The 25,280-nt window shown below is 33.7% G+C and carries 23 protein-coding genes; 3 read left to right on the forward strand and 20 right to left on the reverse strand.

The window, feature by feature from the left end:
• Positions 1-25: 25 nt before the first annotated feature.
• On the reverse strand, positions 26-373 hold the full coding sequence (locus tag AAYQ19_RS18005; RefSeq protein ID WP_343538169.1) for an arsenate reductase family protein: 348 nt from the start codon (positions 371-373) through the stop codon (positions 26-28).
• Positions 374-453: 80 nt separating this feature from the next.
• Between AAYQ19_RS18005 and AAYQ19_RS18010 the strand changes: the two genes are divergently transcribed.
• The gene (locus AAYQ19_RS18010) at positions 454-909 is read left to right on the forward strand and encodes a DinB family protein (RefSeq protein WP_343538171.1); all 456 of its coding nucleotides are present in this window, start codon (positions 454-456) and stop codon (positions 907-909) included.
• A 30-nt stretch (positions 910-939) separates the two neighbouring features.
• On the opposite strand, the gene AAYQ19_RS18015 is transcribed toward AAYQ19_RS18010, so the two are convergent.
• The 16 genes from AAYQ19_RS18015 to uvrC form a co-directional block, all read right to left on the reverse strand.
• Positions 940-1,422, reverse strand: coding sequence for a septal ring lytic transglycosylase RlpA family protein (locus AAYQ19_RS18015; RefSeq protein ID WP_343538173.1), 483 nt, complete (start codon positions 1,420-1,422; stop codon positions 940-942).
• An 83-nt stretch (positions 1,423-1,505) separates the two neighbouring features.
• Positions 1,506-1,928 carry a hypothetical protein gene (locus AAYQ19_RS18020; RefSeq protein ID WP_343538175.1) on the reverse strand — a complete coding sequence of 141 codons (423 nt, stop codon included), beginning with the start codon at positions 1,926-1,928 and terminating at the stop codon, positions 1,506-1,508.
• A gap of 105 nt (positions 1,929-2,033) precedes the next feature.
• Positions 2,034-4,868 carry a TonB-dependent receptor gene (locus AAYQ19_RS18025; protein WP_343538177.1) on the reverse strand — a complete coding sequence of 945 codons (2,835 nt, stop codon included), beginning with the start codon at positions 4,866-4,868 and terminating at the stop codon, positions 2,034-2,036.
• 312 nt (positions 4,869-5,180) lie between these two features.
• The gene (gene pgi, locus AAYQ19_RS18030) at positions 5,181-6,824 is read right to left on the reverse strand and encodes a glucose-6-phosphate isomerase (protein WP_343538179.1); all 1,644 of its coding nucleotides are present in this window, start codon (positions 6,822-6,824) and stop codon (positions 5,181-5,183) included.
• Between the two features lie 130 nt (positions 6,825-6,954).
• Positions 6,955-7,713, reverse strand: coding sequence for a hypothetical protein (locus tag AAYQ19_RS18035; protein ID WP_343538181.1), 759 nt, complete (start codon positions 7,711-7,713; stop codon positions 6,955-6,957).
• A gap of 106 nt (positions 7,714-7,819) precedes the next feature.
• Positions 7,820-8,338, reverse strand: coding sequence for a hypothetical protein (locus tag AAYQ19_RS18040; RefSeq protein ID WP_343538183.1), 519 nt, complete (start codon positions 8,336-8,338; stop codon positions 7,820-7,822).
• A complete protein-coding gene (locus AAYQ19_RS18045) occupies positions 8,317-8,481 on the reverse strand; it encodes a hypothetical protein (RefSeq protein WP_343538185.1) in 165 nt (54 codons plus the stop codon). Before AAYQ19_RS18045 ends, AAYQ19_RS18040 begins: the two co-directional genes overlap by 22 nt.
• Positions 8,482-8,532: 51 nt before the next feature.
• Positions 8,533-9,153: a hypothetical protein gene (locus AAYQ19_RS18050; protein ID WP_343538188.1), complete on the reverse strand. Its 621-nt coding sequence runs from the start codon at positions 9,151-9,153 to the stop codon at positions 8,533-8,535.
• A 35-nt stretch (positions 9,154-9,188) separates the two neighbouring features.
• The gene (locus AAYQ19_RS18055) at positions 9,189-10,409 is read right to left on the reverse strand and encodes a M23 family metallopeptidase (protein WP_343538190.1); all 1,221 of its coding nucleotides are present in this window, start codon (positions 10,407-10,409) and stop codon (positions 9,189-9,191) included.
• Positions 10,410-10,444: 35 nt separating this feature from the next.
• Positions 10,445-11,377, reverse strand: coding sequence for a tryptophan 2,3-dioxygenase family protein (locus AAYQ19_RS18060; RefSeq protein WP_343538192.1), 933 nt, complete (start codon positions 11,375-11,377; stop codon positions 10,445-10,447).
• Positions 11,377-12,147, reverse strand: coding sequence for a DUF3108 domain-containing protein (locus AAYQ19_RS18065; protein WP_343538193.1), 771 nt, complete (start codon positions 12,145-12,147; stop codon positions 11,377-11,379). The genes AAYQ19_RS18060 and AAYQ19_RS18065 overlap by 1 nt, the downstream gene beginning before the upstream one ends.
• A gap of 294 nt (positions 12,148-12,441) precedes the next feature.
• Complete coding sequence (hppD, locus tag AAYQ19_RS18070; RefSeq protein WP_343538194.1) at positions 12,442-13,602, reverse strand: 4-hydroxyphenylpyruvate dioxygenase; 1,161 nt, start codon at positions 13,600-13,602, stop codon at positions 12,442-12,444.
• Positions 13,603-13,791: 189 nt separating this feature from the next.
• Positions 13,792-14,949: a homogentisate 1,2-dioxygenase gene (locus tag AAYQ19_RS18075; protein WP_160783022.1), complete on the reverse strand. Its 1,158-nt coding sequence runs from the start codon at positions 14,947-14,949 to the stop codon at positions 13,792-13,794.
• Between the two features lie 314 nt (positions 14,950-15,263).
• Entirely contained in the window at positions 15,264-17,546 is a 2,283-nt protein-coding gene (locus tag AAYQ19_RS18080) for a patatin-like phospholipase family protein (RefSeq protein ID WP_343538197.1), read from the reverse strand.
• Between the two features lie 51 nt (positions 17,547-17,597).
• Entirely contained in the window at positions 17,598-18,035 is a 438-nt protein-coding gene (locus tag AAYQ19_RS18085) for an XAC2610-related protein (RefSeq protein ID WP_343538198.1), read from the reverse strand.
• Positions 18,036-18,116: 81 nt separating this feature from the next.
• Positions 18,117-19,916, reverse strand: a complete 1,800-nt coding sequence (gene uvrC / locus AAYQ19_RS18090) for an excinuclease ABC subunit UvrC (protein WP_343538199.1) — start codon at positions 19,914-19,916, stop codon at positions 18,117-18,119.
• Positions 19,917-20,049: 133 nt separating this feature from the next.
• Between uvrC and AAYQ19_RS18095 the strand changes: the two genes are divergently transcribed.
• Positions 20,050-21,027 (forward strand): succinylglutamate desuccinylase/aspartoacylase family protein, encoded by a 978-nt coding sequence (locus AAYQ19_RS18095; RefSeq protein ID WP_343538201.1) that lies wholly within the window; start codon positions 20,050-20,052, stop codon positions 21,025-21,027.
• The gene (locus AAYQ19_RS18100) at positions 21,014-21,583 is read left to right on the forward strand and encodes a 5-formyltetrahydrofolate cyclo-ligase (protein WP_343538203.1); all 570 of its coding nucleotides are present in this window, start codon (positions 21,014-21,016) and stop codon (positions 21,581-21,583) included. Before AAYQ19_RS18095 ends, AAYQ19_RS18100 begins: the two co-directional genes overlap by 14 nt.
• A 180-nt stretch (positions 21,584-21,763) precedes the next feature.
• Here AAYQ19_RS18100 and AAYQ19_RS18105 read toward each other — a convergent pair whose 3' ends face one another.
• The 3 genes from AAYQ19_RS18105 to AAYQ19_RS18115 form a co-directional block, all read right to left on the reverse strand.
• Positions 21,764-22,507 carry a tetratricopeptide repeat protein gene (locus AAYQ19_RS18105; protein ID WP_343538205.1) on the reverse strand — a complete coding sequence of 248 codons (744 nt, stop codon included), beginning with the start codon at positions 22,505-22,507 and terminating at the stop codon, positions 21,764-21,766.
• 15 nt (positions 22,508-22,522) lie between these two features.
• A complete protein-coding gene (locus tag AAYQ19_RS18110) occupies positions 22,523-24,277 on the reverse strand; it encodes a BatD family protein (RefSeq protein WP_343538206.1) in 1,755 nt (584 codons plus the stop codon).
• A gap of 108 nt (positions 24,278-24,385) precedes the next feature.
• Entirely contained in the window at positions 24,386-25,159 is a 774-nt protein-coding gene (locus AAYQ19_RS18115; RefSeq protein WP_343538207.1) for a tetratricopeptide repeat protein, read from the reverse strand.
• Positions 25,160-25,280: the final 121 nt, after the last annotated feature.

The raw sequence follows: 25,280 nt of genomic DNA on the forward strand, positions 1-25,280 counted from the left end.
TTCGTACAGCAAGATTTTTATTTTCTTACGATAATGCTTTGATCACTTCTGCTACATTTTTTTGGCTGTTGCCAATATAGATTTTGCCGTCAATAATAAAAACCGGACGGCTTAAGAATGTATAATGTTCCAAAATGTATTTTTTAAAATCGGCCTCAGTCAGATTTTTGTTTTTTAAATCCATCGACTTATACAATTGTGCCTTTTTACTAAATAAAGCCTCATAGCTTCCAGAAAGCTTGTACATTTCTTCTAGTTCTGTTTCTGTTATCGGATTTTGTCTGATATCTTGAAAAACCAAATTGTTTTCAGGTAAACTTTTAATGATTTTGCGACACGTATCACAAGATGCTAAATAATATATTTTGTTCATTTTTTATCTATTTTGTTCAGAATACAAAGAAAATTCATTTGAAGCTTAAAATTGCCTAATTTTAGAAAAAAAATAGAAATATGAATTCAGTTTTTGAAGTACAAAAAACCATTAGGGAGATTCTTTTGAAGGTTTTAGATAATCATTCATTAGAACAATTGAATAAAATTCCAGAAGGATTTAGCAATAACCTGATTTGGAACATCGGACATTGTGTGTCATCACAGCAAGTTTTGATTTATAAATTATCTGGTTTGCCAACATTAGTTTCAGAAGAATTTATTGCAAAATATAGAAAAGGCACAAAACCTGAAGGCGATGTTTCACAAGCCGAAGTCGACGAAATCAGAAATCTGCTTACATCAACATTAGTGCAAGTTGAAAAAGATTTTGAAGCAGGTATTTTTGTCAATTATAATGAGTATACGACTAGTTTAGGTTTTACTTTGAAAAACATACACGGCGCTTTGGATTTCAATAATTATCACGAAGGAATTCATACCGGAATAGTAATGAGCATTAGAAAGTTCGTATAAATAAAAAATCCCGCTCAAAGCGGGATTTTTTTATTCTATAATAGTCTCGATGGTCACTTTCATTGCGCCGGCACCTTTGCTTTTTGTGATTTCCATAAAAGCTCTTTTCGAAAGATCTATTTCGCGAGTTTTTACAAATGGGCCTCGGTCGGTGATTTTTACAATTACAAATTTTCCATTAGCTTCATTGGTTACTTTAACACGTGTTCCAAAAGGGAGCTTTTTGTGAGCTGCAGTGTATTTGCTATTGCTGAAACGGCTTCCATCAGCAGTTTTTTTTCCATTAAAACGATCGGCATAGTAGGAGGCGTGAGCGTTTTTTTTGTAAACTTTTAATTTTAATCCTTTATCTGTAAAGACCGAATCTGTAGGTAAAGGAATAATTGTCGGTTTTGTTATAGTGTCTTGAGTTTTTGGCTCAATAACGGGCTTTGTTTGGCTTATAACGTAGGTAAAGCAACATATAAAGGTTGCTGTAAGCATTGTGAGTATAAAGTTTTTTTTGTTTCTCATGGGTTATTTTTTTCAGACTTGGGGAGTTTGTACAAATAATATGCCATTATAAAAAAAGTCCTACAAAATTAGGACTCTTTTATTTAGAACCAAAGGTTCCAAGGAATTCTGCTTAAAATAAGCAATAATCCTAAACCGTAAAAAATAGCAAAGGTTTTGAATTTTGCTTCGCTGTTTATTAGTTTTTTATGTTTAGACCACCCAATTGTGATTAAGGTGATGGCAATAATGTTAATAAGCGGGTGCTCTAGAGAGGTAAGTCTCAACTCAGCATTACTCATTTCTCCAAAAGCAGCTTTCCCAAGTGGAGAGACAAAATAAAGAATAAGACCAACTAATAATTGCGTGTGAGTTCCGATAAGAGCAAATAATGAAATTTTGCGGTCTTTGGCTGTAAATTCTTTTTTAGAGTTTAATCCTATCAAAGCATTTATAACTGCAACTAACAGAAGCAATAAAGCTAAATAAGCCCAGCCAGAATGAAATTTTTGTAGAAAATGATACATAAATTGTGTTTTTTGTTTAAAACAAATATAGCAAAAAAGGGTATAAAAAAACGGCATTAAACTAAAAGTCAATGCCGTTTTTATTATTTATTAAGATTCTAAATTTTAGAAATCATAACGTAATGAGAAGTTCCAAGTTCTTCCGAATCCAAAGAATACTTGGTTAGCATCAGCTACTCCTTTGTATAATCTGTTATTAGAAGCATAAGTTCCTAAAGCTGGGTTTGTTGAGCTTACATTATCATCAGCGAAAATGTTTGTTCTAGACTCAGCGATGTAAGTTCTGTCAAATACGTTGTTGATGTTTAATCTGAAGTTTACAGATTTGTCTTTGTTTTCACCAACTAACATTTTGTATGACCAACCAGCATCTACTAAACCATAAGCAGGTAATTGTAATGAACCTTTGTTTGTTGGAGAAGTAAAGTTAATTGGGTTGATTCCAGCATATAAATTGTCATTATAGTTGAAGTTAGCATCTAAAAAGAATCTTGTTAAAACTTCGTAAGAAGCTCCTAAAGATGCTGTCATTTGAGCTGCGTCACCAACTTTTACTCCATCCATATAGATTTGAGTTGCAGTGTATCCAGCAACTGGAGTGTTGTCAGCTGTATAATAAGCATTTACAGTAGCATTTCCTTTGTATTCCCAGATTCCGTAAGAGAACATACCTGTAATTTTTAATTTGTCAGTAATGTTTGAACTACCTTCAAATTCAAATCCTGAGTGAACCTCGTTAAGACCTACATACTCTGTATAAGTTGTGTTAGCAGGAAGACCAGGAACTGCGTTAGCTGGAAGAGCGTTACCTCTTAAGTATCTGTCATCCCAGTTTGTGTTGTAAAGGTTTACGTTTGCAGTAAAGTATTTAGAACGGAATCCGTAACCAGCTTCAAATCCTAAGATTTTCTCGTTAGTTAAGTTAGGGTTGACTGTAGATCTGTTGTTAGGGTAAACTGAGTTAAAGAAAGGTTGTTTTGAGTAGTAACCAGCATTAACAAAAACATTGTGTTTTTCGTTGATGTTATAGTTTGTACCTGCTTTAACGTTTCCTCCTAATACATTTTCGTATGGAGTTGATCTTAATGGATCTCCTGTTTTGTATACGAAATCATCTTCTCTTTTGTAACCTTGATTAGAGATAGCTCCTTGTACAAAAGCACTTAAGTTATCTTTAGAGTACTCCAATTGAGTAAATAAACCGTACCATTTTACGTTACCTGTACTATTGAAAGCAATTTTTTCATAGTTTTTGTCTTGGAAAGGATTCCATTGAACATTTGTATTGTAAGTTGTAGTAAGGTGTCTTCCGTTTGGTTTTAAATCAGCGATAGTATTATCGAAATACTCTCCACCACCTAATAGGTCATTTAAAACTGTATAGTGGTATCCTTTGTAAGTTCTTCCGTCAAAACCGAAATCTAAAGTTAAAGTATTAGATAGTTTTTTGTTTAAGTTGATTACAGCACCATACCAGTCATGAGAGTTGATAGATGAAGTTTGAGAAATACCTGATGTATTTGTAGAAGTACTTGCGTTGTAATCAGCATTAGATCCACTGAAATAAGCACTGTTTTGGTAAACTCCTCCAATTTGTGTTCTTGTCTGAGGACCAGTAAGACCTCCAATTGTAACAGTTTTTCCTGAGTTGTAAGCGTAGATTTTATCGTAGTCTACTAAACCGTCAGGTCTTCTAAAAGCCAATAAGTCATTGTATGCTTTTCCTTTGATACCTCCAGTTGCACTAGCTCCAGCACCACGTCCCCAAGAAGCGTACAATACTGTAGAAAGTTTTGTAGTCTCGTTGATTGCGTAATCCCAGTTAAGAGATGCGATTGGTTTGTGGTAGTAGTTTTTTCTGATGTTGTATTCTTCACCATTCAAATATCCTGTATCAGCATTGTATCTTGTGTTTGGATCTTCTTTAGTTCCATACTGTTGGTAAGTTGCAATTGTTGATGCAGTAGATCTTTGGTTGTGCCATTGTGGAGCACCAGTTACAGTTAACTGAATATCGTGTTTGTTGTTTTTAGTAGTATATCCTAAAGCAGCGAAGTAATTTGATCCTTCAAATTGTGTACCTTGGATGTATCCATCTCCCATTGTTTGAGATAACAAAATAGATGCAGAAAATCCATTGCTTAATTTTCCTGTACTGTATGAACCTTGAATTTTGAAGTTTCTAGCATTTCCAAATCCAGAAGAGAAAGATCCTCCTTCTTTTCTGTCAGAAGTTCTAGTGATTACGTTGATTGTTCCTCCAACAGAAGGTGTAGCAAGTTTAGAAGCTCCTAAACCTCTTTGAACTTGAATAACAGATGCAACATCTGATAAACCAGCCCAGTTACTCCAGTAAACAGAACCATTTTCCATGTCGTTAACTGGCATACCGTTAATCATAACAGCGATGTTGTTTTGGTTGAAACCACGAATGTTAACTCTAGCATCTCCAAAACCACCACCTGATTTAGTTGCATAAACTGAAGGAGTGTTTTTTAAGATCTCTGGAAACTCTTGAGTTCCAAGTTTTTGCTGAATTTCAGCAGCTTTAATTGTAGATACAGCAACCGGAGTTTTTCTGTCTTTAGCAACGTCAATTACAGTGCTTTTTACTACAATTTCGCTTAATTCATTTGAGTTAGATGTTAAAACAATCTCTCCCAAATTTGTAGTTGATCCATTTGTTACTGTAAATTTTACAGTTTTACTGTCGTAACCTAAGAAAGATACAACGATCTCTCCTGAACCTGATGCATTAAGGGTAAATTTACCATCAAAATCAGTTGAAGTAGCTGTAGACGTTCCTTTAATCGCTACGTTTGCTCCTGGTAATGAGCCCGATCCGTCGGTAACTGTACCAGTAACTTTTCCTTGAGAAAATACGGTTGAAACTATCATAAAAAATAGTCCAGTAAGTAACCAATTTTTCATTTTCTTCATTTGTTATTTAGTTTATTGTTTTTGGCAAAATTATAACAATAAAATCAGATAATGTTATCAAAATGTTAAGAAAAATTAGTTTTACGTTTTCTGCTGCGCATTAAAATGATTTTTTCTTTTTTCATTAAAAAAAATAACGTTTTTTTTAATTTAGAATAGTGTTTTTTGTTAAAACGGCAAGGAATTTCGTAATCGTGTAGCGGGAAACTTGCAAAACACATCCTTTTTTGATTGTTTTTGTGCTCTTTTATACGAAAAAACGCCTTAATTTTCATTAAATCAAGGCGTTCCAGTTTGTTATAAAATTGTGAATTATTTGTTTTTCAAAAAGTGATTCAATAAAAATGTCGTCGAGCTATCGTGGCTCTTAACAGTTTTAGAATTTATTTCGTCTAAGATTGAATTTGCTAACTGTTTTCCTAATTCTACTCCCCATTGGTCAAAACTGAATATGTTCCAGATGATTCCTTGAACAAAAATTTTGTGCTCATATAATGCAATTAATGATCCTAAACTTTTTGGGGTAAGTTTGTCAATCAAGATTGTATTAGTCGGTTTGTTTCCTGTGAAAACTTTAAAAGGCAATAAATAAGATGCCTTTTCTGCAGAAAGTCCTTGTTTGTCAAATTCAGCTTGAACTTGAGCTGGAGTTTTTCCATTCATCAAAGCTTCAGTCTGTGCGAAGAAGTTTGACATCAATTTATCATGATGATCTTGGTTTCCGTAAAGTGGTTTTACAAATCCAATGAAATCTGTAGGGATTCTTTTTGTTCCTTGGTGAATTAATTGGAAGAAGGCATGTTGCGAATTTGTTCCTGGCTCTCCCCAAATAATTGTTCCTGTTTGGTAATTAACTGGTTTTCCGTCGCGACCTACACTTTTTCCGTTACTTTCCATAGTGGCTTGTTGCAAGTAAGGAGCCAATTTTGATAAATATTGTGTGTACGGAATTAAAGCTTCGCTTTCTGCACCATAAAAATTATTGTACCAAACGCTCAACAAAGCTAGAATCACTGGGATGTTTTGGTCAAATTCTGCCGATATGAAATGGTTGTCCATATCATGAGCTCCAACTAATAATTGGTTGTAATTATCAAAACCAATTGCTAAAGCAATACTCAAACCAACAGCACTCCAAAGAGAAAATCTTCCTCCAACCCAGTCCCACATTGGGAAAACATTGTCAGGATTGATTCCGAATTCAGTTACTTTTTGAATGTTTGTTGAAACTGCCACAAAATGTTTTGCGATATCTTCTTGAGAAGCTGATTTCAAAAACCATTCTTTAATAGTTTCAGAGTTTGAAAGTGTTTCCTGAGTTGTAAAAGTTTTAGAAACAATTAGAAATAAAGTCGTTTCTGGATTCAGTTTTTTGATGATTTCGTTTACGTGATCACCGTCAACGTTTGAAACGAAATACAAATTCAAATGATTTTTGTAAAACTGCAAAGCTTCAACAGCCATAACAGGTCCAAGATCAGAGCCTCCAATTCCGATATTTACAATATCAGTAAAAGCTTTTCCAGTGTATCCTTTTCTTTCTCCCGTAATTACTTCGTTCGTAAAGTTTTTGATTTTATTTTTTACTTCGTAAACTTCTGGAATTACGTTTTCTCCATCAACAGTAATAATTGCCGATTCTGGTGCGCGCAATGCTGTATGCAAAACAGCGCGATTTTCTGTTTTATTGATTAATTCTCCTCCAAAATAATCAGCAATTGCATTTTTTAAACCGATAGAATTTGCTAATTCTAATAAAAGAGAAAGCGTTTCTTGTGAAATATTATTTTTTGAATAATCAACTAAAAAGTCATTCCATTGCAAGTTGAATTTTTCAGCACGAGCATTGTCTTGTTGAAATAATTCTTGTATCGTAGTTTCGTGAATTGCATTATAGTGGTTTTGCAGATTTTTCCACGCCTCAGTCCCAGTTGGGTTTGTAGTGTTTAAAGCCATTTGTATTTTATTATGTGGTTTGTTTTTTTTAGAAACACAAAAATACTGAAATAACTTGTAATACCTTAATGGTTCACGATTATATAACAATTAGTTACGAAAACGTTTTATAGGATATTTATAGAAAACTTTATTCTATTTTTAGTTTCTTCCACGAAGCAATTATTTTTCCTTCGGCATCAATATCACTTATCTCAAAATATTTTAAATTGTTTTTGGATATTTTTTTAAATAATTTTTTAAAGTCTCTATCAATGTAATATTCATCATTTAGAGCAAATGGAATAGTTTTTATTTCTTTCCATTTGTTGTTTTTTAAGCTGTAAATTGTAATGGATTTAAATCTGCTTGCGCAAGACGAATAATATTCGGCAATTTCTGCTTGTCCATCTTCATCAATATCGCCAATATTTAGAATGTTTGATGAATGGCAACAATTAGAATCGGTTAGGATTCTTGTAATAGAGTTGTCTGTAAAATAGTAAGAGTCACCTTCTTCGCAATAATTCAAAGCATGGAGAACAAATACGAAGTCGTCTTTTTTATCTCCATTTAAATCGCCTAAATTGTTGAAACCTTCGTTGTAAAATTCATTAAACATTTTTTTTGGGAGTCTAATTGGAAAACATTCTTTCTTTTTGCTTTCTGCTTCATACTTTGAAATGTCTAATTTAAATTTTCCTTTAAGAATAGAATCATTAATAAATTGAATATCATTTGACAAAATTGAATCTTTCGATGTTCCTTTTTTAATCGCTTCTAATTGCTCATCAAATGAAAGTTTTTGAGTCTGAGGTTTTATATTTATTTCTTTTGGCTCAGTTTTTTCGATTTCTTTTTTGCAAGAGATCAGATTGAAAAGAAGCAATAGAATGATTATTTTTTTCATTTAAATTCTATTTGTTGAAGTTTAGTTTACCATATTTTTCACCAAGGCTTTTTATTGATTGAGATGATTTTCTTTGATATGTCAACATCAATGCGATTTAAGATTCTTATAATTTATCTGCACTTAAAATTCTGATTAAAAGTGCCACTGGAAAAACGATCGCTCCTATAATAAAGATGGTTTTTCCGTGTTTTCGATCGGCTTCATTATAAGAATAAATGCGTTGGCCGTTTGGCAATGTTTTTTTGGAAGTCCAAAGAAGGTAGCCAATTACGATTCCCAATGCGCCTCCTAAAAAGGAGAATATGTAGCCAATATTGATCCAAGATTTTTGAGGTTCTTCTGGTTTTGCCAAAGTTTGCAGACGCTCTTTTTTTAAAAATGCCAACATTTCAGAATCAATGTTTTTGCCTCTTTCTTTTAAAATTTTTTGAGCTAGTTTATAATCAAAAACGTTCCATTCATCTGATTTTAAAAGAACATCATAAAGTTCATCATCTGAAAAACTTAAAAGATAATAATCGCTATCCACTTCCGTCAGAATATTTTCAGTCGCTTTTTCCAAAATTGCTTCTGCCTTTTCAAAATTAATTGGATCAATCTTTATTTCGTATTGATTTTGCAAAGTGCTTCCTGAAAAGTAATGTCAACTGGAGCAATATTGTCCCCTAAAACCGATTTTATATTATTTTCTGCTAATAATATTTCAAGTTCTTTGGCTTGAATTCGAGTCGGAAACTTTTTGAAAGTGATAAAATGTTCGGTCATTTTTAGAGGTATGTTTTGGGGTTGGTTAGTTCAAAAGATGAAAATCGGGTTTTACCAAAATTTCCACCAAGGTTTTTTGTTAATCGCTATAATTTTCTTGGTTATATCAACATCAATTCTTTTTGGCGATTCAATTTTGATTTTAGAATCATCAAAAAATAATATTCCGTTCTCGTCCATTCCGAGTGGAAGTTTGGTTCTTTCTTTCCATTCTTCGGTTTGTAATTCTGGAATTAAGACGGCATCGATTTTTTCGCGAAAGCGTTTTTGCGCTTTTTCTATAATTTCTTCTTCTAAATTTGAAGATGAATTTTTGAAAAGCGAAATCGAATTGTCTGGAATATTTAAAAGAAAAATTTGTGTTTTGTCCTCAATTTTTTGAATGTCCAATACTTTGAAATAAGCAATTGAATCTAAAAGAAAATGACCAATTTTTGCTGAATCAGGATTGAATTTTGACAAATCCTTTGCGTGAGAACTTGCAATTAAATATCGAAGATTTCCTGAGATTCCTCCGCTAAGCGAACTCATATCGGTAAAACCTTTTTCTTGGATGATCTGTCCGACTTTATAATTTAAAATTAAGTTTTCAGAAAGATTAGTGTCCCTGTAAAATAATTTTAAGCCAGAAAAAGTTTCATTGTAAAGGGTTCGTAAACGTTCATTTTTCATGATTTCAATTCAAAATGATTTCAAAATGGGGTTATTTACAGATTGCCAATGCTATCCAATTCTCTTTTCAAAGGCTCTATTTGTTTGGCAAAACGAGTTTTGTCATTTCCAGTCAAGGATTCTCCGGTTGGTAAATTCAAACGAAGCGCATCAACTTGAACGCCGTTTTTCCAAAAACGATAACAAACGTGAGGCCCAGAAGCTAAACCTGTACTTCCAACTAATCCAATAGTTTGTCCTTGCGTAACGCGCTGCCCGCGACGAACCAAGATTTTAGACATGTGTAAATATTGAGTAGAGTAGGTTCCGTTGTGTTTTACTTTTACAAAGTTTCCGTTTCCTGCGGTATATCCAGTAGCTTCCACAACTCCAGATGCAGTCGTAGAAATTGGTGTTCCGGTTGGAGCAGCATAATCGGTTCCTTTATGCGCTTTCCAAGTATGTTGAACCGGGTGAAAACGATTCATGGTAAATCGTGAAGTGATTCGGCTGAACTTAATCGGAGTTTTTAAGAAAAAGTTTTTAAGCGTTCGTCCTTGATCATCATAATATTCCACTTTTCCAGAAAGTGTGTCTTTTTCAAAAGGAAAAGCATAAACGATTTTTCCTTTATATTCAAAAAATGCCGCTTCAAGTTCTTCAACTCCGTCATATGTTTTTCCGTTGATGAATCTTTCTGTGAAAATTAATCCGTAGCGATCGCCTTTTTTAAGTTTGAAGAAGTCAATTGACCATGAAAAAACTTTTGTGATTCGACTCGCCAAAGCAGTTTCGACACTTTCGTTTCCTAAAGTTTCAGATAAAGAGCTTTTTAGGACACCACCAATAATTTTTCTTTTTAGAGTTACCGGTTTTATTTTTTTATATGCTTTTGCAATGCTGTCTCTCAAATCAACAACATAATAAGTTAGCGCGTCTGGCTGATAAATGAAAACCTCAAGATTGTTGGTTTTGTTTTTTGCGCGAAGCAATGTAAAAGGTTTGCCGTAGCGAATGGTTCTAACATTAAAAGAATCTTTGACTTGCTCCACAATGTCAAATACTTTTTTGTCGCCAATATTTTGACTTTGAACAATTGATCCAAAAGAATCTCCTTTTGAGATAGTGTCATTTACAACATTAAAGTCTGCGTAATTAAATCCGAATTCTACTTTTTTGGTTTTAGGTTTGGTAATTTTGTTTTCAACTACTTCCTCTTTTTTGTTACAAGAGAAAACAGAAAACAAGACTATTAAAATTACGACTGCTTTTTTCAAACTTTTTAAATTTTTCTGGGAAAGTAAATTTTGGATTATTCATTTCCCCAATTGGACAATTCTTCTTCGGTCCACAATTTAGGAAAAAAGATGCGTCTTTGGTATTTTGGATGCATATATTTTTGCCAATCACTTCCTCCAGTCGCTTCTCCGTTGCCTTTTCCGCTTTCTAAAATGTATTTTCGTGCAGTATTAAGGTGTTGCATTACCCACGTAATGTTTACTGTTTTGTCATAATGACGCATTGCATCAACTAATTCTGCGTTTTGTTGATCTTCAAGAGGCAATTGAATAAATTTTTGCCAAAGGTTTTTTGTCTTAAACGATGACATTTGTCTTAAAAACTGCTCTTTGTATTTTTTCTCAAATTCATTTAGCAAATATGATTTTTCGCCAGTTTGATAATCTTTTCCGGCAGCTTGCCAATATAAATGTTCGAAACTTGTTTCTAAATCGGTGTTTTCGTCAAAATTTGCTTTGTATCTTCTGTCTGTTAAATTGATGACATCTGTTGATGCAAATTCGATCATTCTATATTGTGCACTCTGGAAACCGCTTGCAGGTGTAAGCGTATTTCTGAACTTCATATATTGATCAACGTCCATTCCGTTTTCCATAATGCTGAATGAATTCGTCAGCATGTCAAAATATCGGGTGATTCTTGAAAGTCTTTCGCTGAAAAATTCAACTTGAATGTTTTCAGTTTCAGCAATTTGATCAATTTCCCACAAAATCATTTTGAAAATCAATTCATTGACTTGATGGTACATAATAAAAACCATTTCGTCAGGAAGTGTGGTACGTTGTATTTGTAGATTTAAAAGTGCATCGGTTTGAATGTAATCCCAGTATGTAATTGGTTTAGACCAAAGCAATCCTTCTAACTGAACCTCAGTTTTTTGATTTATAGCTTGGAATTTTTGATCAATTTCGTTTAAAATTGATTCAGAATGATCAGTAAGGTTCATTATTTTTTTGCTTTAAATGGATTTTTTAATCCTTTATATTCATCAAGATCTGCTTTCAGTGATCCAACCGCAAGTTCTGCTTTAATTCTGATTGGAACTTTATTGTCGTCGTCTGTTATCCAAAGTGTTAAGCTTTCTTGTTCTTTAAAAACTCTTCCGGTTTGCACAAGAGGCCTGAAAACCATCGTAGAAACGGTTCCAAATTTAGTCGTAATATCTTGACGGCCTATATATTTTAACTTAAATTTTGTGATTTCATCATCAAAAAACATGTCGATTGTGATGGCTTCTCCAGATTTTAATTTGTCAATATTTGGATGGTTTCTTAAAAAGTAAAACGAAGAAACGATATCTTGCACATTGTCAGTGGTTACAATGGTTTTTTCAGATTTTCGTTTGTAATCTTTTACTAAAACCCGATTTTCAGCTTGATTAAAAAAACCTTCTTGATTTTTGGTATAACCGCCTTCGTCAATTTTACGAACATAACGATAAGGGCTTCCCGTTTCTTTGTCAAAATAACTTTCGTACAAATCTTCTACTTTGAAGAAAAACTTTGACATTCCGGTTGTGTAACCTTTACCCACCGCATGATAGACTTTTTTGTTGTTTATTGTTGCATCTTTTACTTCAAGTGTCGCGTATCCGGCGTTTATGATTCCGTAATGAATTCGGAACTTAAAAAACTCTCCCGTATCGAAAGCGTCTTCTTTTTGTGAGTCAAAACTAAAGGCTGTGAGGATGAATATAGTGAGGATGAATTTTTTCATAGTACTGTTTTACAAATATTTATGAGGATAATTGCAAATTCTATTCCAAATGTACCAAAACAAAAAAACTCAGTCAAGGAATGACTGAGTTTTTATGCTATTAACTAACCAAAAAACTATAAATTATGAAATTTATATCAATTCAGAAGGAAACCACCCCTTCTTGATTTGCGAGTGCAAAGATATATAGAAAGTTCAAAAAATAAATAGCAAAAGGCAAGTTTAACATAACATTTGCATAAAAATCAACGTTTTACAGAGAATTTTTCTGCATAATGTAAAAATTCAGCGTTTTTATAATGTTCCTCTCAATTCTTGCTCTCTTTCTATTGACTCAAAAAGAGCTTTAAAGTTCCCTGCACCGAATCCTTTTGCACCCATTCTTTGGATAATTTCGAAAAACAATGTTGGTCTGTCCTGAACTGGTTTGGTAAATATTTGTAATAAATAACCATCTTCATCGGCATCAACCATAATGGCTAATTTTTCAATTTCATTTATATCTTCTTTCATCATATTCATGTGAACACCCAATCTTTCTGGGATTGCTTCATAATAAGTATGAGGAGGAGCTGATAAAAATTCAACGCCACGAGCTCTTAGTTGCGATACGGTTTTAATAATGTCATCTGTTGCAATGGCAATATGCTGAATTCCAGGTCCGCCATAGAAATCTAAATATTCTTCAATTTGAGATTTTTTCTTTCCTTCCGCTGGCTCATTAATTGGGAATTTAATTCTGCCGTTTCCGTTAGACATTACTTTACTCATTAAAGCCGAATATTCTGTAGTAATTTGTTTGTCATCAAAAGATAAGAAGTTTACAAATCCCATAACGTCTTCGTAGAATTTTACCCAAGTATTCATTTCATTCCAACCTACATTTCCAACCATATGATCAATGTATTTTAATCCAGTTGGTTCTGGATTGTAGTCAGATTTCCATTCCTTATAACCTGGAAGGAAAACCCCATTGTAGTTTTTTCTTTCTACGAAAATGTGAACAGTTTCTCCGTAAGTGTAAATTCCAGAACGAACTACTTGACCAAATTCATCTTCTTCAACAGTCGGTTCCATGAAAGAACGTGCGCCACGTTTCATAGTTTCTTCGTAAGATTTTGTTGCATCTTCAACCCAAAGTGCCGCAACTTTTACTCCGTCGCCATGTTTTTTCAAATGTTCGTTGATTGGAGAATTTGCTGTTAAAGGCGTTGTCAACACAATTCTTATTTTGTCTTGTTTTAAAACATAAGAGGCTTTGTCTTTTACTCCAGTTTCCAATCCCGCGTAAGCTAAAGATTGATAACCAAAAGCAGTCTTATAATAATGTGCAGATTGTTTTGCATTTCCAACATAGAATTCTACATAATCTGTTCCTAATAATGGAAGGAAATCTTGTGCTCCTTCAAATATTTTCTCTAATCCGTATTCTACTGATTTTACTTCTTTTGACATGATGTTTATTTGTTTAATCGGTTGATCGTTTAATTGATTGAAACCGAAGTGTTAGTGTTGTGTTTATTTTTTTAACCGCAAAGAGCGCAAAGGTAAAACGCAATCCCGATTGCTATCGGGAGCAAAGTTTTTCATAGCGATCTTTGCGTAAAATCCTTGCGGACTTTGCGGTTAGATCGAAAAGTGGATTTACTCAGTCCAAGATTTATAGTACTGACCATCATCCAATCCCATAGCTTCTTCGGTAACCATTAATGGACGGAAAGTATCCACCATAACGGCTAATTCTTGAGTTTCTTTGTGACCGATGCTGCGTTCCATTGCGCCTGGCGCTGGTCCGTGCGGAATTCCTTTTGGGTGTAAAGTGATGTGACCTTGTTCGATATTGTTACGGCTCATAAAATCGCCATCAACATAATATAGAACTTCGTCAGAATCGATATTGCTGTGGTTGTACGGCGCTGGAATCGCTTTTGGGTGATAATCGTAAAGTCTTGGGCAGAATGAACAAACAACAAAAGTTGCTGTTTCAAAAGTTTGGTGAACTGGAGGTGGTTGGTGTACACGACCAGTTATAGGTTCAAAATTGTGAATTGAAAATCCGTATGGAAAATTGTAGCCATCCCAGCCCACAACGTCAAATGGATGTGTGGCATAAACCACTTCGTGCATCATTCCTTCTTTTTTGATTTTAATTAAAAAATCACCTTTTTCGTCATGCGTTTCCAATTCGTTCGGTAAAATAAAATCACGCTCACAAAATGGAGAATGTTCTAAATGCTGACCTGATTGGTTTTTATAACGTTTTGGCGTATAAAAAGGAGAATACGATTCTACATAAAAAAGTCTATTGTCTTCTGTTTCGAAATCAATTTGGTAAATAATGCCTCGCGGAATAATTAGATAATCGCCATATTCAAAGGGAATATTTCCCAACATGGTTCTTAATTTCCCTTTTCCTCTGTGAATGAAAAGCATTTCATCGGCATCGGCATTTTTGTAGAAATAATTTCGAAGCGATTCTTTCGGCGCAGCCAAACCGATAATGCAGTCTTTATTGACAAGCATTGCTTTTCGGCTGTCCAAAAAGTCGTTTTCTGGTTTTAATTCAAAACCTTTAAAGAGTAATGATTTTATGTTTTTTCCGATTGCAATTTTTGGTTCAACCGAATAAGAGTTTAAAATTTCTTTAACCTGCGTAGGTCTGTGTACATGATACGACAATGACGAATGCCCATGAAAACCTTCGGTTCCAAACAATTGTTCGTAATAAAAACCTCCGTTTGGTTTTTCGAATTGGGTGTGTCTTTTTTGCGGAAAATCTCCAAGTTTATGATATAATGGCATGGCTTTTCAATTAGATAATTTATGAATTAGATAATTCGAAAATTTGAATTGCGTGAACAGACAATTAGCTCAATTTTAGTATTGACTAATTATCTCAATTCGATAGCTTCACTCAGGATTTCTCTTGATGAGGAATTGAAGATACTCTAATAAACCTGTCCAATTTGTTTTCATTATAACAAATGTCGTAATTTTTGCCGAGTAAAATTATAAATTATATTATTTATAACACTAATTATTTTAATTTTTTTCGAGATAAATTTTTGAAAGCAAAAAAATAGCGCGATTTTATTGAAGAATTCTTTGTTTAAACGCTAAAATAAAAACCCAATGCTAAACCATGTAAAGCTTTTTGACATTTCTGGAGACCAAGATTGTTTGACTTCAATTGGGCCAATAATGGTTTCTAATCCATAACCTAATGCATAACCAGTATATTTTGGCATTGAAATCCAATCCACTGTTGTGAAAATATCATCGCCCAGATTAGCAAAGTTAGCAGAAAAGTTAATGTGATTTTTTTTGAAAATTTCGTAGTCCAACGTAATATCAGTTTTGATGTAGCTGTTGCCAGAAATACTTAGAAAATCATAACCATAGAAATAATTGAAATTATTGATTTTGCTATAACCGTAACCTCCTAAGATATAATCGAAAAATGGTACGCTGTCACTTCCAATATTAAATCCGGCATCGGCGCCAATTTTCAAAGTTGCTCGTCTGAATAGTGTTTTTGCAAATCCAATTTCGGCTTTCGCCATCGAAAACGGTTTGAATGAATTGGTATAATCTGACGATGCTAAATAGGTTTGTACGTCGCCAGAAAAATATAATCCTGAACGCGGAAAAGTTTTCTTGTCTAAAGAATCGTATTTCAAATATCCAAAAACACTGAAATAATTACTTTTGTCAATGATGTTGCCTTCGTTTGCAAGCGTTGGCGTGTTGATTTTTAAATATTTATATTCTAAACCACCGCCCATCAGGAATTTTTGGACAAATATGGTTTGAAAATAAGCCTGGTTGCTAAGGTCAAGAAAATCAACATTGATAAGATTGACATCAGGATTTGATTGCTCGAGTTTGCTGATGCTTGTCGTTACATTTCGATTGAACTGATTTAGTCTTGAACGAAAACCAAAACTGATATTGAATCCGTTTTCGATATAATAATTAAAGTCGTATCTGAAGTTGTCTCCTAAAATAATATCCAAGGAGGTAACGTCATTTTTCATGAAAGTCTTTTTGTGCGTCAAATTTAATAAGATCGCACTTTTGTAAAGACCGTCATAATGCAGGCCAAGTTTTAAATATGTCTGCGTTGGATTTTCTTTTAGTACAAGATCTAAATTGTCTTTGTTTTCGTCACCCGGTTGAAGGCAATATGAAATGGTACTGAAGTTTTGAGTAGCATCCAAATTATTCATTCCCGTTTTCAAATCATCATACGTGATCGTGCTTCCAGGTTTGAAACGCAGTTTTCCGTTAATATATTCTTTGGTATAATTGTCTAATTTGTCAACGTTGATTTTTTGAATTTCTAAAGTATCACTGTCGACTTTTAGTTTTGGCTTTTTGTAAAACGTCTCTTCAGTTACTAATGTTTTGATTTTTTCATAAACGGCAAAAGTTGCTTCTTCACCTTTTCGGATGATCTCCTCGCCACGGTCAAATGAAATTACGCCAAAATCGCGAATATCTGGTTTGATGTAAATGTCGGTTTCCTTTCTTTTGGTTTTCATTTTCTCGATCGACTGCAGATTGGTAATCTGAACCAAAATTCGGGTTGCATTTTTCAAGCCTTTTCTATTCTGCAAATCATCTTGTACATCTACGCCAATAATAAGGTCTGCGCCAAGATTGCGCACTTCTTGAATCGGATAATTATTTACTACACCACCATCAACTAAAAGTTTCCCATCAATTTCAACTGGAGTAAATAACGACGGAAATGCGGCACTTGCCATCATGGCTTGAACCAAATTTCCTTTGTTGAGCAAAACTTCTTCGCCGGTTTCAATATTGGTTGCCATACATAAAAATGGAGTTGGCAAATTGTTGAAATCTCTAACATGACGCACATTTCTGGTCAAACTGCTTAAAAGATTGTAATTGTACATTCCTTTTGAAAGTGCTTCTGGAATTCCGATTCTGAAATTACTGAAAGGCAGTGTAACGGCATATAGTTCGTCATTCTTTTTGCCATAAAAGTTTTTTGATGAACGCGGAATGTAATCGTTGATTAATTCATCAAAATTGGTTTTTTTGAAAATAGAATCAATTTGTGTCGCGTTATAACCTGTAGCATAAAGTCCACCAATTACAGCTCCCATACTAGTTCCTCCAATATAGTCGATTTTGATTCCAGCTTCTTCCAAAACTTTCAAAACGCCAATATGCGCAAAACCCTTAGCGCCACCGCCACTTAAAACCAAACCAATTTTTGGTCTTTTAACACTGTCTTGTTTTATGTCCTGTGAAAATGATTTTTCGGGAAGAAAAAGGAATGCAAAAAGTACGAGCGCTGCGTTCCAAATAAAATTGGAAATAAATCTTTTTGACCGAGTATTTGAAATGTACAGCTTTTTTAGGCACATATACTATTTGCTAATTGGTTATGTAAAAGTCGGCAATTTTTTGGGTTTATACTAATATGATTTTGTTTGAAAAAGGATTAATTTCTTGTTTTTGTCATATTTCCAGATATCCGTATGATTTCGTGCGCCACCCCTGCAATTTGATTCAAGCGTTTTTTTGATTTTATCAATTTTTACATCGCAAAACATATCGCATTTAGGATTAAAGTTTGATGGAAATTCTAATGTTTTAAATTGTTTAGTATTTGGATTAAAAATAAAAATCTGATAAATCGAGTAAACTCCCATGCCATCGTCTATATGATATAAAGCGAAGTCTGCAAAACCATCAAAATTATAATCGTTTATTTCCAGATGGGAAGGTTTGTCAGTGATAGAAACTTCTAGATTGTTGATCGTCTGAATATGTTTTGTTCGGGAATTCTTTATTTTTAATGTCTCAAAGCCATCTGCAAAACTTATTTTGAATTCACTTTTGTCTTTTTGCATAACAGTGATTTCATTTTGGCTATAGGAAATAGAAAAAATGAATAACAGGAAAATATGTAAAAAGTGTTTTTTCAAAATGAATTAGTTTTCTTTCGCATGATAAAATTCAACAATTTTTTTTGCTTTCGAAACTCCAATAACCGCAGAAATTTCACTTTCGGTTGCTAATTTTAATCTTTTAACACTTTTAAAATGCTGAATTAGAGTCGTCATGGTTTTTTCTCCAATTCCAGGAATGCTCTCAACAGATGAATTCAGCGCGGCTTTGCTACGTTTGTCACGATGAAATGTGATTCCGAATCTATGCGCCTCGTTACGCAATTGCTGAATCACTTTTAAAGTTTCAGATTTTTTATCCAAATATAACGGAATCGAATCTCCTGGATAAAAAAGCTCTTCAAGACGTTTTGCAATTCCAATAATGGCAATTTTTCCGCGCAAACCTAATTCGTCTATACTTTTTAATGCAGCCGAAAGTTGTCCTTTTCCACCATCAATAATTATAAGTTGTGGCAAAGGCTCATTTTCTTCTAATAATCTTTTATAGCGTCGGCCAACGATTTCAGTCATCGAAGCAAAATCATCAGGACCTTCAACCGTTTTTACATTAAAATGTCGGTAATCTTTTTTGCTTGGTTTTCCATCCTTAAAAACCACACAAGCCGCCACCGGATTTGTTCCTTGAATATTCGAGTTATCGAAACATTCTATATGACGCGGCTCGACTGGCAAACGCAAATCTTTTTGCATTTGGGCCATGATTCGGTTCGTATGTCTATCTGGATCTACAATTTGCAATTGCTTCAATTGTTCAATTCTGTAGAATTTTGCATTTCGAATCGATAAATCTAGAATCTGTTTTTTGTCGCCAAGTTGCGGAACAGTAGTTTTGATGTTTTCGCCCAAATCAATTTCAAACGGAACAATGATTTCTTTTGATAATAATTCAAAACGTTCACGAAGTTCAATAATCGCTAATTCCAATAACTCCTCATCGCTTTCATCCAACTTTTTCTTCATTTCTAAAGTATGCGAACGAATAATTGATCCATGAGAAATCTGCAGAAAGTTTACATAAGCGGCACTTTCGTCAGAAACAATTGAGAAAACATCAATATTGGTAATCTTCGGATTGATGATCGTAGATTTGGATTGGTAATTCTCCAAAACTTCAATCTTTTCTTTGATTTTCTGCGCCTCTTCAAATTGGAGATTCTGCGCATAATTATTCATTATTTTTTTGAAATCTTTCAAACTTTCTTTGAAGTTTCCTTTTAAGATTTCACGAATCGCATTGACTTGTCTTTGATATTCTTCAAGCGGTTCTAAACCTTCGCATGGCCCCTTGCAATTGCCAATGTGATATTCCAAGCAAACTTTGAATTTGCCAGAATTAATATTCGATTCGCTCAAATCATAATTGCAAGTTCGCAATGGGTACAATTCTTTAATCAATTCCAAAATCGTATGAACCGTTTTGAAATTGGTGTAAGGACCAAAATACTCAGAACCGTCTTTGACCATTCTTCGAGTTGAAAATATTCTCGAAAAAGGTTCTTTTTTAATACAAATCCAAGGATAACTTTTATCATCACGCAATAATACATTATAACGTGGCTGTAAAGTTTTGATTAGATTGTTTTCGAGTAAAAGTGCATCGGTTTCAGTAGGAACGACGATATGCTTTATGGTTACGATTTTTTTAACCAAAACATTCGTCTTGGCGGTATCGTGAATTTTATTGAAATAGGAGGAAACCCTTTTTTTAAGATTTTTGGCTTTCCCAACGTATAAGATCTTCCCATCTTTATCGTAATATTGATAAACGCCCGGATTGTCAGGCAAGGTAATAATTTGAAGATCTAAGGACGATTTTTGCATTCTGTTTTGTTTCTGAAGATTGTGAAAAACGTTTCAAAATCACTTCAGATTCTGAAAAAAGCTTAACACTGATTTAGAATCAAATTTACGAAATCAAAAGAATAATTTCTATATTTAGCTTTTATAATTCTACATGAAAAATAGTAAGCCCTTAGTTATTTTCGACGAAACAATTTTGCCGGGAGAAAGCAGAACGATAAACGTTGAAATTGCAAGATTGCACACCACAACAAAACTCAATATTCCGGTAATTGTACGCCGTTCAAAAATTGAAGGCCCAGTCGTTTTATTTTCAGCCGGAATTCACGGCGACGAAATAAACGGAGTTGAAATCGTAAGGCAAATTATCAGCAAAAAAATAAATAAACCGGCTAAAGGAACTATTATTTGTATTCCAATTATCAACATGTACGGTTTTGTAAACAAGTCGCGCGAGTTTCCTGACGGGCGTGATTTAAACCGAGTTTTTCCAGGAAGCAAAAAAGGTTCGCTTGCAAGTCGTTTTGCCTATCATATTGTGGAAGAGATTTTGCCGATTCTGGATTATGCAGTTGATTTTCATGCCGGAGGCGCCAGCCGATTCAACGCACCGCAAATTAGAATTACTGAGAATAATCCCGAATTAAGAGTTTTGGCAGATGTTTTTAATGCGCCTTTTACATTGTATTCTAAAAACATCAATGGTTCGTTTCGAAATACTTCAGAAAAAGCAAATGTAAAAATGTTGCTTTTTGAAGGCGGAAAATCTTTGGATATCAATAACGATATTGCCAATGAAGGCGTTATGGGCACAAAACGATTGTTGAATTATTTGGGAATGTTGGATTCAAAACAACTTGTTGAAGCAGCGCCGATGCCTTCAATTTATATAAAAAATTCAGTTTGGCTTCGTGCAAAATGCTCTGGTTTGTTGCATGATTTTAATTTGATTGGGAGATTTGTAACCAAAGGAACTATTTTAGCAATTATTACAGATCCATTTGGGAAATTTGAGCAAAAAGTAAAAGCACCTCATGATGGATTTGTAATCAATGCCAATCATTCGCCGATTGTTTACGAAGGCGATGCAATTTATCATATATCAAAAAGTCCTGAGAATGCCGACGAATAAAAAAGAAATACGAATTCATTATAAAAACCTTCGAAAAGAGCTTTCTGAAGAAGCTATTGAAGAAAAAAGTTTGGCTATAGCCAATAATTTAATTCAGCTACCAGTTTGGGATAAAACCTATTTCCACGTTTTTCTTCCCATTGTTGAACACAAAGAAGTGGACACCGAATTTATTTTACATCTGCTTTCTGGAAAAGACAAAGAAATTGTGATTTCGAAAAGCGATTTTGAAACACGAACAATGACTCATTTTCTTTTGACCGATAATACAAAAATCAAAAAAAACGAATTTAATATTCCGGAACCTGTAAACGGACTCCAAGTTCAGAGTTCAAATATTGATGTGGTTTTTGTGCCACTTTTGGCTTTTGATAATTTTGGAAATCGCGTGGGTTACGGAAAAGGCTTTTATGATAAATTCCTAGCGGAATGCCGACCAGAAACAATAAAAATCGGACTTTCTTTTTTCGAATCCGTAAATCAGATTGATGATGTTTTTGAATCGGATGTAAAATTGAATTATTGCGTGACGCCTTTAAAAACATATACTTTTTAAAATTTAACAACATAAGTGATATAAAGATAATTTAACTTACTGCTTTTTTGAAATAAATTTTTATTATATCAGTGCTCCATAATTTGAAAAAAAACCGACTAAAACAACATCAAAAAAAATCCCAGACTCCAGCTTGAAAATTGGAATTTGGGATTTTTGTATTTTAATATTTTAAGAACTTTATTTTACTTCTTTTATAGTCGAAGCATCAAGCCAACCTTCAGTGCCATCTGTTAATTCTACTTTTTTCCAAGTTCCTAGCGTTTCAGTTACATAAACTTTTGCACCTTCATGCAATAAGAAAATTGCTGCTCCGCCTTTTTGTGGTTCACTACGAACTTCGCTTATTTCTGAGAAAACAATTGCTGGACGGTCATTGTCAAAATGACTTTTTTCAGACATTCCTGCTGAAATGCTTAAAGCCAAAGCCACAAGAAGTATAAACATTCCAACGAAATAAATTCTTTTTGAGAGTGTAAGCTGTGAAAAGTAGTATCCTATAAAACTCAACAAGAAAAGAAACGCAATTGCAACCGAAATTTTAGCCCAAGTATTGTAATCAAAAATGCCTGTGAAATTTTGAATCAATTTTGCAAAACCAACTTTTGGAACTTCTTTGATTTCGTCGATGGTCAGTTTTTTGGCAAATTTTAAATTGTTCAGCGTTTCCGGATCATGAGGTTTTAAAACTAAAGCTTTCTCATAATTGTAAATTGCCGGAGCGACTTTATTCAGTTTATAATAACTATTTGCCAAATTAAAATATAATTCAGCCGATTCTTGTTTGTTTTCTTTTATAACACCTTCATAAGCCTGAATAGCTTCCTGGTAATTGCCTCTTTGGTACATGGCATTTCCTTTTTCAAAGCTTTGAGCAAAGAAAACCTGTGTGATGAATAAAAAGGTATATACTATGTTTTTCATTATGTTTTCTTTAAACTAAACAATCTGTTTTTCTAATTCTGAAATAATCAAAACAGCCTTATCAAAATCTTGCTGAATCGAAGCACTTGATGCCGGCGCATATCGCGCAAATTCGCAGTTTTCAGTCAAATTAATAAAACTTTGAACGGATTCTGGATTTGCATTTCTAGACAACAACAATTCGCGAATATTGTCTTTGCTCATTTCTGAGGTTTCAATATGCAGTTTTGCTTTCAAGAAATTGTGCATTGCTTTTTCTAGTGCAATATAAAATGCCTCTTTATTGTTTAGCTGTTTTTTAGCCTCAGATAAATATTTCTTCGCCAGCTTATTGTTCATTTTGATTCGGTTTCCAGCTACATCGCCATCGATTGCTTCTTTTTTCTTCTTAGCAATAATAATAATTGGCAAAATGATGAAAGGCGCAAACAATAATGCATAGTACAAGTCAGAACCATAAAAATCATTTTTAGCAATCGAAACCAAAGTAGTTTTTGGTTTGATATATTTAAATTGATCTGTTTTCGAAATCACATTTTTAGCTGCATTTGCCGTACTATTTGCTTCAGCTTGCATTGGTCCGTCTAAAACATCAATCGCAATTTCTTGCGAAGTAATTGTTTTGTATGAACCTGTACCTAAATCGAAATACGAAAACTGCATTGGTTTAATAATGTATTTTCCTTTGTATTGAGGCACAATAGTGTATTTGTCCGATATTCTTCCAGACATTCCAGTTAACGAAGTTGTCACTTTTTCGTCGTGAACAGGATCGTACATTTCTAATGCATTTGGTACAACTGGTTTTGGCAATGTAAACAATTTCATGTTTCCAGATCCGGAAGCGCTTACGATCAAATCTAAACCTTCTCCGCTTTTCACGCTTGTTTTAGATGGTGTTACAATAAAGTTGAATTTTCCAACAGCGCCACTGAAATCTGCTGGTTTTCCAGTTTCAGGAAGTGGCCTTACGTTTATCGTTTTGGCTCCAGCCGAAACTACTTTATTGTCCATCGTCGTGATCATTTGACCAAACATATTACGACGATCTGTTGGCAACTCAACACCGATGTCTAATGAAAGAGGTTCGATAGTTAATTTGCCTGATTTTTGTGGATAAAGAATTGTCTTTTTCAAGATCACAAAATAGCATCTTTGACCCTGAAAACTTCCTTCTTCGATTGACAATTGTTTGATGTCAATGTTCTGATTCCAGAAATCATTATATTTTGGTTTTGCCAATTCTTTAAATCCAGTAACGCCAATATTGTTGAAATACAGTTTATAAACCACGGTAATTGGTTCGTTCAAATACGGATTTGTTTTTGAAATTTCAGCAACAAGATTCAGTGTTTCACTGCCTTGACCTCCTTGTTGTTGTCTGTCACTTGGATCTCTTTCTTGAGCAACAGCATTTGTAACCACAACTTTTATAGGTGATGTTTTGTAAATCTGTCCGTTGAACTCAATAGCGGCCTGTTTGATGACAACATTTCCTTTTTGAACGGGTTGCAGTATATAAGAATAGATTTTTTGAAAAGAACTACGTCCGTTTATCCAAGATTGGCTTATTTGCTGACTTGGCCCAGCTACAACTTTAAATCCATCAAAATTAGGCTGTTCAAAGTTGTCTCCATCAACGTTCATGATGAAGTCAATTCGAATTCGCTCATTAAGCCCAAGAGTATTTTTGCTGACTCTGGCTTCAAATTGAACTTGAGCCAAAAGTCCTTGAAAAGTGAATAGAAATAAAATTAAATATCTTTTCATTAAATTGTTTAATCGTTGTTAATGTTTAATCGTTTAACCATTTTTTGTTTAATCGTATTTTTTTGAATCAAATAAACAAATTAACGATTAAACGATTAACCAAAATTTTTACCAGTCTTTTTCTGTTTTTTTCGGACTTCCTTTTACTTTTTGCGCGTTTACTTTGTCTTGAATTTTTTTCTCTTCATTGTTAACGGCATCTAGTAAATTCTGAACACGTTCTTTTGAGATTCCTCCAGGCTGTGGCTTTGGTTGTCCATTATTATCCGATTTGTCGTCTTTTTTAGGATCCTTGTTGCCATCTTTTTTATCCTTGTCTGGATCGCCTTTGTCGTCTTTTTTATCTTTGTCTTTGTCCTTGTCCTTGTTTTTATCCTTGTCTTTGTCCTTATCTTTATTTTTATCCTTGTCCTTGTCTTTATCCTTGTTTTTGTCTTTGTTGTCGTTTTTAGGAGGATTTTCTTTTAGCTTTTGTTTGGCCAAAGCATAATTGTATCGTGTTTCATCATCGGTTGGATCATTTCGCAATGCTTGTTTGTAGGCTTCGACAGCTTGCGTATAATCTTTCTCTTTCATAAAAACATTCCCTAAATTATGATAAGCTTTGTGTTTTTCAGGTCTTGTTTTCGCGTTTTTTATCGCTTTCGCGTAAGCAAATTTGGCTTCTGCAATTTGGTTTTGTTTGTAAATTGTATTTCCTAAATTATATGAAGCGGTTGCTTTTTTTGGAAATTTTGATTGCGAAATTCTATAGTTCGCTTCAGCATCAACAAATTTATTCTGTTTATATTCTTCGTTCCCGTTCGGCAATGCTTTGTCTTTTTCCTGAGCAGAAACTGCTAAAGAAAACGTTAGTAAAATATAAAGAAGTAAATTTTTCATTCTAAATTTTTGTTTTTTTATTTGCCACGAATGGCGCTAATTATCACTAATTAATTGTCTTTGATGGTTGAATTTTGCGTCTTTTATTAAATATAATTCGTGTCAATTTGTGTAATTAGTG

The organism is Flavobacterium mesophilum (assembly GCF_039581405.1).
Classification (GTDB): domain Bacteria; phylum Bacteroidota; class Bacteroidia; order Flavobacteriales; family Flavobacteriaceae; genus Flavobacterium.